8 protein-coding genes are annotated in these 8,186 nt (G+C 51.6%); 4 read left to right on the forward strand and 4 right to left on the reverse strand.

All coding sequences use genetic code 11. The features are described from left to right. Positions 1-515: 515 nt before the first annotated feature. The 3 genes from frr to bshA are packed head-to-tail and all read right to left on the reverse strand — an operon-like array spanning position 516 to position 3,001. Positions 516-1,079 carry a ribosome recycling factor gene (frr, locus tag ACO1NT_RS16390; RefSeq protein ID WP_449049816.1) on the reverse strand — a complete coding sequence of 188 codons (564 nt, stop codon included), beginning with the start codon at positions 1,077-1,079 and terminating at the stop codon, positions 516-518. Between the two features lie 33 nt (positions 1,080-1,112). Further along, entirely contained in the window at positions 1,113-1,820 is a 708-nt protein-coding gene (pyrH, locus tag ACO1NT_RS16395; protein WP_326324761.1) for a UMP kinase, read from the reverse strand. 53 nt (positions 1,821-1,873) lie between these two features. After that, entirely contained in the window at positions 1,874-3,001 is a 1,128-nt protein-coding gene (gene bshA / locus ACO1NT_RS16400) for an N-acetyl-alpha-D-glucosaminyl L-malate synthase BshA (RefSeq protein ID WP_449049817.1), read from the reverse strand. Positions 3,002-3,204: 203 nt separating this feature from the next. On the opposite strand from bshA, the gene ACO1NT_RS16405 reads away from it, so the two are divergent. The 4 genes from ACO1NT_RS16405 to prfB all read left to right on the forward strand — a co-directional run bounded on the left by ACO1NT_RS16405 (position 3,205) and on the right by prfB (position 7,847). Next, positions 3,205-3,585: a BlaI/MecI/CopY family transcriptional regulator gene (locus ACO1NT_RS16405; protein ID WP_449049818.1), complete on the forward strand. Its 381-nt coding sequence runs from the start codon at positions 3,205-3,207 to the stop codon at positions 3,583-3,585. Between the two features lie 38 nt (positions 3,586-3,623). Further along, positions 3,624-5,309 carry an energy transducer TonB gene (locus tag ACO1NT_RS16410; protein WP_449049819.1) on the forward strand — a complete coding sequence of 562 codons (1,686 nt, stop codon included), beginning with the start codon at positions 3,624-3,626 and terminating at the stop codon, positions 5,307-5,309. Between the two features lie 101 nt (positions 5,310-5,410). Further along, positions 5,411-6,658 carry a DUF819 family protein gene (locus ACO1NT_RS16415; protein WP_449049820.1) on the forward strand — a complete coding sequence of 416 codons (1,248 nt, stop codon included), beginning with the start codon at positions 5,411-5,413 and terminating at the stop codon, positions 6,656-6,658. Positions 6,659-6,760: 102 nt separating this feature from the next. Beyond that, positions 6,761-7,847 (forward strand): peptide chain release factor 2 gene (prfB, locus tag ACO1NT_RS16420; RefSeq protein ID WP_449049821.1). Its coding sequence is split into 2 segments (ribosomal slippage): positions 6,761-6,820 and positions 6,822-7,847, totalling 1,086 coding nucleotides; the frame shifts between segments, so codons are not numbered across the junction. Here prfB and ACO1NT_RS16425 read toward each other — a convergent pair. After that, positions 7,844-8,186 (reverse strand): dCTP deaminase (locus tag ACO1NT_RS16425; RefSeq protein ID WP_449049822.1); only part of this gene is annotated, 343 nt, incomplete at its 5' end. The genes prfB and ACO1NT_RS16425 overlap by 4 nt on opposite strands.

Raw genomic sequence — 8,186 nt, forward strand, 5'->3', positions numbered from 1 at the left:
CTGCAAATTCGTCGGACGATTTAGGTGATTATAATGACAAAGTTGCAACGGATCTGAAGAGTTTTGCTCGTTAGCTGAAGAGTTTTGCTCGCTAGCTGAAGAGTTTCGCTCATTAGCTGGAGAGTTTTGCTCATTAGCTGGAGAGTTTCGCTCATTAGCTGGAGAGTTTTGCTCATTAGCTGGAGAGTTTCGCTCATTAGCTGGATAGTTTCGCTCATTAGCTGGAGAGCTTTGCTCATTAGCTGGAGAGCTTTGCTCATTAGCTGGATAGTTTCGCTCATTAGCTGGAGAGCTCTGCTCATTAGCTGGAGAGCTTTGCTCATTAGCTGGAAAGCTTTACTCATTAGCTGGAAAGCTTTGCTCACTAGCTGGAGAGCTTTGCTCATTAGCTGGAAAGCTTTGCTCACTAGTTGGAGAGTTTTGCTTATTAGCTGGAAAGCTTTGCTCATGAGCAAAAGCCCCGCGCTAGCCAGCGTCACTCATGTCCAGGGTATTTCGTGTCTATGGTGCAACGGTTAAACCGTCATGATATCTTTTTCCTTTGCCTCGGCCAACTGGTCTACTTTGCCGATATAGGTGTCGGTAAGTTTCTGCACTTCGGCTTCGCCGGCTTTGATCTCATCTTCGGATACGCCGTCGGCTTTCAGCTTCTTGATGGTGTCATTGGCATCCTTACGGATATTACGTACGGCCACACGGCCTTTCTCGGCTTCTTCTTTTACTTTCTTCACCAAATCGCGTCGGCGCTCTTCGGTGAGCGGTGGGATATTGAGCCGGATGATACTGCCATCATTCTGCGGTGTCAGTCCGATGTTGGCATCAAGGATGGCTTTTTCAATGGGCCCGAGCATGGTCTTCTCCCACGGTTGCACCACCAGGGTACGCGCATCCGGGGTGTTGATGTTGCTTACTTGTGACAGCGGCGTGGCCGTACCGTAGTAATCCACGTGTATGCCATCGAGCATGGATGGCATGGCTTTTCCAGCGCGGATTTTGGTGAGTTCCGATTCGGCGAAGGTCACCGCTTTCCTCATCTGTTCGGTGCTATCTTCCAGCTGTAGGGATATCAATTCGTCCATGGTTATGTGTTTATTATGGTTGGTCAAAGATAGTTATTCTCGCACTAACGTACCAACATGTTCGCCATTGGCCAGCCGGGCCAGGTTGCCGGGTTTGTTCATGTCGAATACGATGATGGGGAGTTTGTTCTCTTGGCAAAGGGTAAAGGCCGTCATATCCATCACGCTGAGGCCGCGGTTATACACATCTTGGAACGTGATTTCATCAAACCGGGTTGCCGAAGCGTCTTTCAGTGGGTCGGCTGTATAGATGCCATCTACGCGTGTACCTTTGAGTACCACATCCGCATTGATCTCAATGGCACGGAGTGAGGCTGCCGTATCCGTGGTAAAATAGGGATTACCTGTACCGGCGCCGAAAATGACCACACGGCCTTTTTCGAGATGGCGCACGGCCCGCCTACGGATGAAGGGCTCGCAGATCTGTTCCATTTTGATGGCTGTGAGCAAGCGTGTTTTTATTTCGAGTTTCTCGAGGGCATCTTGCAGCGCCATACTGTTGATTACCGTGGCCAGCATACCCATGTAGTCGGCTTGTACGCGGTCCATCCCCGCCTTTTCGGCGCTCAGCCCGCGGTAAATGTTGCCCCCGCCGATGACAATGGCAATCTCCATGCCCTTGCCGTGGATTTCTTTGATGTCTTTGGCATATTGGGCAACACGGTTGATGTCGATGCCGTATTGCTGATCGCCCATAAGGGCCTCACCGCTGAGTTTGAGTAGGATGCGCTTGTATTTCATATTTTTGCTGTCTTGGAAGGGGGCTTCCAAGCGCCAAAGATAAAAGAAATTTTTTAACTGCCAGCGATGACTTCCTGGTAATACTGTTCGTACAGCGGCATGATGTTGGCCAGTTGGAAATCCTTCGCCCTGTTTAGCGCTGCTTCCTTGAACTGCTGCAATCGATCGCAGTCTTCGAGAATATGGATGGCATGGGCGGCCATGTCATCCACATCGCCTATTTCACTGAGGAACCCGGTTACTCCGTCGACATTCAGTTCGGGTAGTCCCCCCGAGTTCGACGAAATGACAGGGACCTTGCAGGCCATGGCTTCCAAGGCGGCGAGGCCGAAGCTCTCCGAACCGGAGGGGATGAGGAAAAGGTCGGATACCGAAAGGATTTCTTCAATGGCATCCTGCTTGCCGAGGAAACGGATATCGTTGGCCACACCCAGCTCGCGCGACAGCTGCTCGGCTGCGGTCCGTTCGGGTCCGTCGCCCACCATCAGCAGCTTGCTGGGGATTTTCTCCTGCACCTTCTTGAAGATACGGATCACATCGGTGGTGCGCTTCACCTTGCGGAAGTTGGAGGTGTGCACCAGCACGCGCTCATCGCCGGGGGCGATGGCCTGTTTGAAATGTTGCCGTGGTTGCAGGTTGAAGCGACCCAAATCGATAAAGTTGGGGATAACACGGATTTCGCGCTTGATGTCGAAATGGTCCAACGTCTCCGCTTTCAGGTTTTCGGAAACGGCCGTGACCCCATCCGACTGGTTGATGGAAAAGGTAACCACCGGGCTGTAGCTGGCGTCTTTGCCCACCAAGGTGATGTCTGTGCCGTGCAATGTGGTTACCACCGGTATATTGATGCCGTAGGTGGCCAGTATCTGCTTGGCCATAAACGCCGCCGAGGCATGGGGGATGGCATAATGTACATGCAGTATGTCCAGTTTTTCGAAACGGACCACATCCACCAACTTGCTCGCCAATGCAAGTTCGTAGGGTGGGAAATCGAACAACGGATATTTGGAAATCGTGACCTCATGGTAGTAGAGGTTTTCCGAAAAAAAATCCAACCGGGCGGGTTGGCTATAGGTGATGAAATGAATCTGGTGCCCATTAGCAGCCAAGGCCTTGCCCAATTCTGTAGCGACTACGCCGCTTCCACCAAAGGTGGGATAACATACGATACCGATCTTCATGTATTCCCGTCTATTTTGTTGCCAGCAAAGTACGGATAAATTTCTCGATGGGATGTTCATCCGAACGTAAAAAGATTGGGATATACCCGGCATTTCAATGCTTCGATAAAAAAAACTAAAAAATTAATTGGAAAACTAATTTATTAGTTTGTACCTTTGGTTATGTAAATGGGAAGGACTTAACAAAAAAATAAAATACACAGATGAAGGAACTCAAGGAATTGACACGTGCGGAGGAGCAAATCATGCAGGAGTTATGGAACCTGGAAAAAGGTTTTGTAAAAGACATTATCGAGCGGCTACCCACGCCCAAGCCGGCTTACAATACGGTATCTACCATTGTGCGGATATTGGAAACCAAGGGATTTGTGGGGCATGAGGCATTCGGCAAAAGCCATCGGTATTATCCAGTGGTTTCCAAAGAAGACTACCGCACGTTTGCAGCGGGTAAGCTGCTCCACGGCTATTTCGACAACTCGGCGAGGAACATGCTCTCTTTCTTCCTTGAAGAGCAGAAGCTCGACCTGAAGGATGCCGATGAATTGCTGAAGCTGCTTGAAGACGCGAAGAAGAAAAAGAAGTAGCGGCATCACCCAACCGTTCACGATTAAAACTTAATGTTATGATGTATTTAGTGTTAGCCAACTTATACCTTTGTGTTTTCTACGGCTTTTATTACCTCTTTTTGCGTCGGGAAACCTTCTTTCAGGGGAATCGTATCTATTTGCTTACGAGTTTGTTGCTGGCGTTTACGCTACCGCTTGCCGAATACGCCGGTTTTGACGACAGTGTGGTATACCAATATCAGTTGCCCATGGTCGAATTGGGGGGGGCGGCATCCGGGCCGGTTGCCGGCGAGGTGGGCGTTGCTGCGTCTCCGTCGTCGGCCGTCGCTTACCTTCCTTTGCTATATCGGGCAGGCTGTGGCATTGCGGCATTTTTGGTGCTGTTGCAGGTGTTTGCGACCATCCGTGCGCTACGAAGCGGCAGGGCGGGGCAGGCATTTTCCTTTTTCGGCATGATACGGGTGGACCACGCGGCATACGGGAGTTATCAGATGGCCCACCACGAGCGGGTGCATGCACGGCAGTGGCACAGTGCCGATATCGTGGTGATGCAGGTGGTTAAGATACTCAACTGGTTCAATCCGGTGATATACCTTTATGAACGGGCTTTGCGGTTGCAGCACGAATACATCGCCGATGGGCGGACCGCTGCCAACGATCAGTTTGCATATGCCGAGTTGTTGGTATCGCGTGCTATGGGGGTAAGCGGCCCAGCATTGGTCAACCCGTTTTCAAACAGCAACCTGTTGAAGCGGCGGATTGCCATGCTGTTGCGCGATAAGTCGCCCAATCGCCACGGCTGGCGCTACGTGGCCCTGTTGCCGGTCGTGGCGGGGATGCTTGTTTTTTCGTTGGCGTGTAACCATCAAGGTAAGGCCGGGGGAGATACTGATTCCACGGAGATGTTGTCATCGACAGCGGGAACGGTCGATGCGACGGCGTTTAAGAAGGCCTTGGGTATGTATGTGATGTATCGGGAGGAAGCCATACGCAACGGCACGCAAGGTATATTGGCCTTTACCTTTGAAAAGACCGACGGTGGCACGATAGAAAATATCTCGTTTCTCAATGAATTGGGTGATGGGCAGGAGGAAGAGGTGAGAAAGGCCCTTCAATTGGAGCATGTGCAGCGTGCCGCACCGGTGGGTAAAAGTATGGCGTATATCCATTTTTTGCTTTCCAATACCGAGCATACCGATACGTCGACACCTTCGGCTCCCAGCGGGTACAATGCGTTGGGCGAGATCGTTATCATGGGCTATCAACCCCCGCCGCCCCCACGGGTTCAACCCGCTCCGCGAAAGAGCGATCAAACAAGTGCTACGACCGAAAAAGAAAGATTCCCCGAACCGACAGTGGTGCAGGTACGTGTTGGCGAGAATAAGCCGGAAGCGGAAAATAAGCAGGAGGGGGAACCAAAGGACCTGATTTTCCAGTCGGTCGAAATCGACCCCAAGCCACCGGGAGGAATGCGGTCCTTTATGCAATATATTGGCGATAACTATGACTATCCCCAAGAGGCTATTGAGGCTGGGGTGAATGGTATTGTGCAGGTGGCGTTCGTAGTGGAACGCGACGGCAGTCTTACCGATATGAAGATTATCCGGGATTTAAAGTATGGCACAGGTGAAGCCGCCATCCGTGTATTGCAAAGCAGCAGCAAGTGGTCGCCGGGTGTACAAAATGGCCGGCCCGTACGGGTGGCGTACACCTTGCCTATCCGGCTGAATCTGCAGCAGTAAAACCATATTGAAAAAGGAAAGCCGGCAATCACTATTGAAGCTGCTTCCTTTTTTTTACCTTTGGCGCGTACCAACGAAGTTTGATCCGCCAATTAACAACCATGGATAACACTGTAAATGCTTCCGCGCTGATTACTGACGACGCCGCCGTATTCGGGCTATTGATGGTCATCTTGGCCGTCATTTTCTACACATCCAATAGCAAACATGCCGGGTTCCGTAAATTTTACGCCATCCTTCCACCGCTTTTGCTCTGTTACTTCGTGCCGGGACTGTTCAATTCATTCGGTATCATTTCCGGCAGCGAATCCGAACTGTATAGCATGAGCTCCAATTACCTGCTGCCGGCGTGTTTGGTGCTTTTCACTTTGAATTTGAATTTCCGGGAGGTGTGGAAACTCCGGAGAAACGCTGGTTTGTTGTTCTTTACCGGTATGATAGGGATCATATTGGGCGGGCCGTTTGCGGTGTGGTTGTTTTCACTGTTCGCACCCGAGGTGGTGTCGGGCGAGGTTTGGAAGGGATTGGCCACCCTGGCCGGCTCATGGATCGGCGGCGGGGCCAACCAGGCCGCCTTGTTCCGCATTTTTGAACCGCCGCCAGAGATTTTTGCTGTCGCCGTGGCGGTGGACGTGTTTGTGGCTTATGGCTGGATGGCCATATTGCTGTACGGAGCGGGTAAGCAACAACAGCTTGATCGCTATTTCAAGGCGACAGGGAATGAAGTGCAGGAACTTACCCAGCGGATGGAGGCTTATACGGAAGGCACGGCGAAGCCCAATGAAACCAAAGACTATATCATTATGCTAGGGGTTGCCTTTGGCGTAACCGGGATTGCCCATTTATTGTCGGGCCGTATTGCAAACTATATAAGCATGCATGCCCCGCAGCTTGATAAATTCAGCCTCACATCGAGCTTTTTCTGGTTGATATTGCTGGCCACGTTGATGGGTATCGGCTTATCGTTTACCAAGGCCCGGCGGTTGGAAGCGAAAGGCGCGTCGCGCGTAGCGACGGTTTTCTTATATGTGCTTATCGCGACGATCGGGATGCAGATGAATATATTCGCGATTTTGGATAATCCCGGCTTGTTTTTAGTGGGTCTCACCTGGTTGGCCTTCCATGCGCTGCTGCTTTTCATTGTGGCCAAACTGGTTAAAGCCCCCTTCTTCTTCCTAGCCATCGGTAGTATGGGTAATATCGGTGGCGTGGCGTCCGCATCGGTTACTGCTGCCGCGTTCCACTCGGCGTTGGTTCCCGTAGGTGTCTTCATCGCCGTGCTCGGCTACGCCATCGGGACATACGGCGGTTACCTGTGTGGCATATTGATGCAGATGGTGGCGCCTTGATCGGTGGGGAGACAACAAGGGGCGTTTTTCGGCGCGGGATAACAGGAGGGGTACGATAAAAAGATAAACCCGAAAACATCAAAAATACCTACCTTTGCGCTTATGACCAAAGAACAGATACAGGACTTGAGGGATAGAACGGCTTCCCTGAGGAGGCACCTTTGACATCGATGCACGCAAGAACGAGATAGAAAGTGAGCAGGCCACCACATTGGAGCCCGGTTTTTGGGACGACTCCAAGGCGGCCGAGAAAGTCCTGCAATCCATTAAGAGCAAGAAAATATGGACCGACCACTTCGATGAGGTCGCTGCGGCGGTGGACGACACCGTCGTGATGTTCGAGTTTTACCAAGCTGGCGATGCTTCCGAAGGCGAGGCACAGGAGCAATATGAGGCTGCCGTGGGTAAGGTGGAAGCGCTGGAGTTCAAGAACATGCTCAGTGCCGAAGAAGACCAGTTGGATGCGGTGTTGCAGATAACGGCCGGGGCTGGCGGTACGGAGAGTTGCGACTGGGCGGGCATGTTGATGCGGATGTACATCATGTGGGGCGAAGGTAGTGGCTATAAAGTGACCGAACAGGACTACCAAGAGGGAGACGTGGCAGGAATCAAAACCGTTACGCTGCAATTTTCGGGCGATTTTGCTTACGGATACCTGAAAGGTGAAAACGGTGTACACCGGCTGGTACGTATTTCACCGTTTGACTCCAATGCCAAACGGCACACTTCTTTCGCCTCTGTATACGTATATCCGCTGGTGGATGACAATATCGAGATCGAAGTGAAGGACTCGGAAATCGATTGGGATACCTTCCGCTCCGGCGGCGCCGGTGGCCAGAACGTCAATAAGGTGGAAACGGCCGTTCGCCTGCACCACAAGCCCACGGGCATCATTATCAAGAACCAGGAATCGCGTTCACAACTGCAGAACAAGGAAAATGCATTGCGGCTACTGAAATCGCAGCTATACGAAATCGAGATGCGTAAGCGGCAGGAAGCCAGTGCGGCAATAGAAGGAAGCAAGAAGAAAATCGAGTGGGGTTCACAGATCCGGAATTATGTGCTGCACCCTTACAAACTGGTGAAAGATTTGCGTACTAACGTAGAGACCTCCAATACCCAAGCGGTGCTTGACGGCGATATCGATGATTTCCTGAAGGCTTACCTGATGGAGTTCGGCGGAAGCTAAAATTCATTCTTCCACATCATGCTCTCTACGGGCCGAGTGGTTTTCCGGTTGTACTTCGCGTTGCCTTTGGTGTTGTAGAAGACTTCGATGTCGCCCGCCACGTGGAAATAGATCAGTTGCCCGATGGGCATGCCTGCGTAGACCCGCACGGGCTGTGCCACGGAGATTTCCAACGTCCATGTGTTACAGAAACCGACGTCGCCCTTGCCGGCCGTCGCGTGGATATCGATGCCCAACCGGCCCGTACTCGACTTTCCTTCCAGGAAAGGGACGTGGTTATGTGTTTCGGTGTACTCCAGTGTTACGCCCAAATATAATGTGTTCGGTTCCAATACGAAG

It is taken from the genome of Parapedobacter sp. (assembly GCF_053550995.1).

Excerpts from the sequence above, each read along its gene's own strand:
- frr (WP_449049816.1), bottom strand. The coding sequence starts at position 1,079 with ATGGACGAATTGATATCCCTACAGCTGGAAGATAGCACCGAACAGATG.
- pyrH (WP_326324761.1), bottom strand. The coding sequence starts at position 1,820 with ATGAAATACAAGCGCATCCTACTCAAACTCAGCGGTGAGGCCCTTATG.
- bshA (WP_449049817.1), bottom strand. The coding sequence starts at position 3,001 with ATGAAGATCGGTATCGTATGTTATCCCACCTTTGGTGGAAGCGGCGTA.
- ACO1NT_RS16405 (WP_449049818.1), top strand. The coding sequence starts at position 3,205 with ATGAAGGAACTCAAGGAATTGACACGTGCGGAGGAGCAAATCATGCAG.
- ACO1NT_RS16410 (WP_449049819.1), top strand. The coding sequence starts at position 3,624 with ATGATGTATTTAGTGTTAGCCAACTTATACCTTTGTGTTTTCTACGGC.
- ACO1NT_RS16415 (WP_449049820.1), top strand. The coding sequence starts at position 5,411 with ATGGATAACACTGTAAATGCTTCCGCGCTGATTACTGACGACGCCGCC.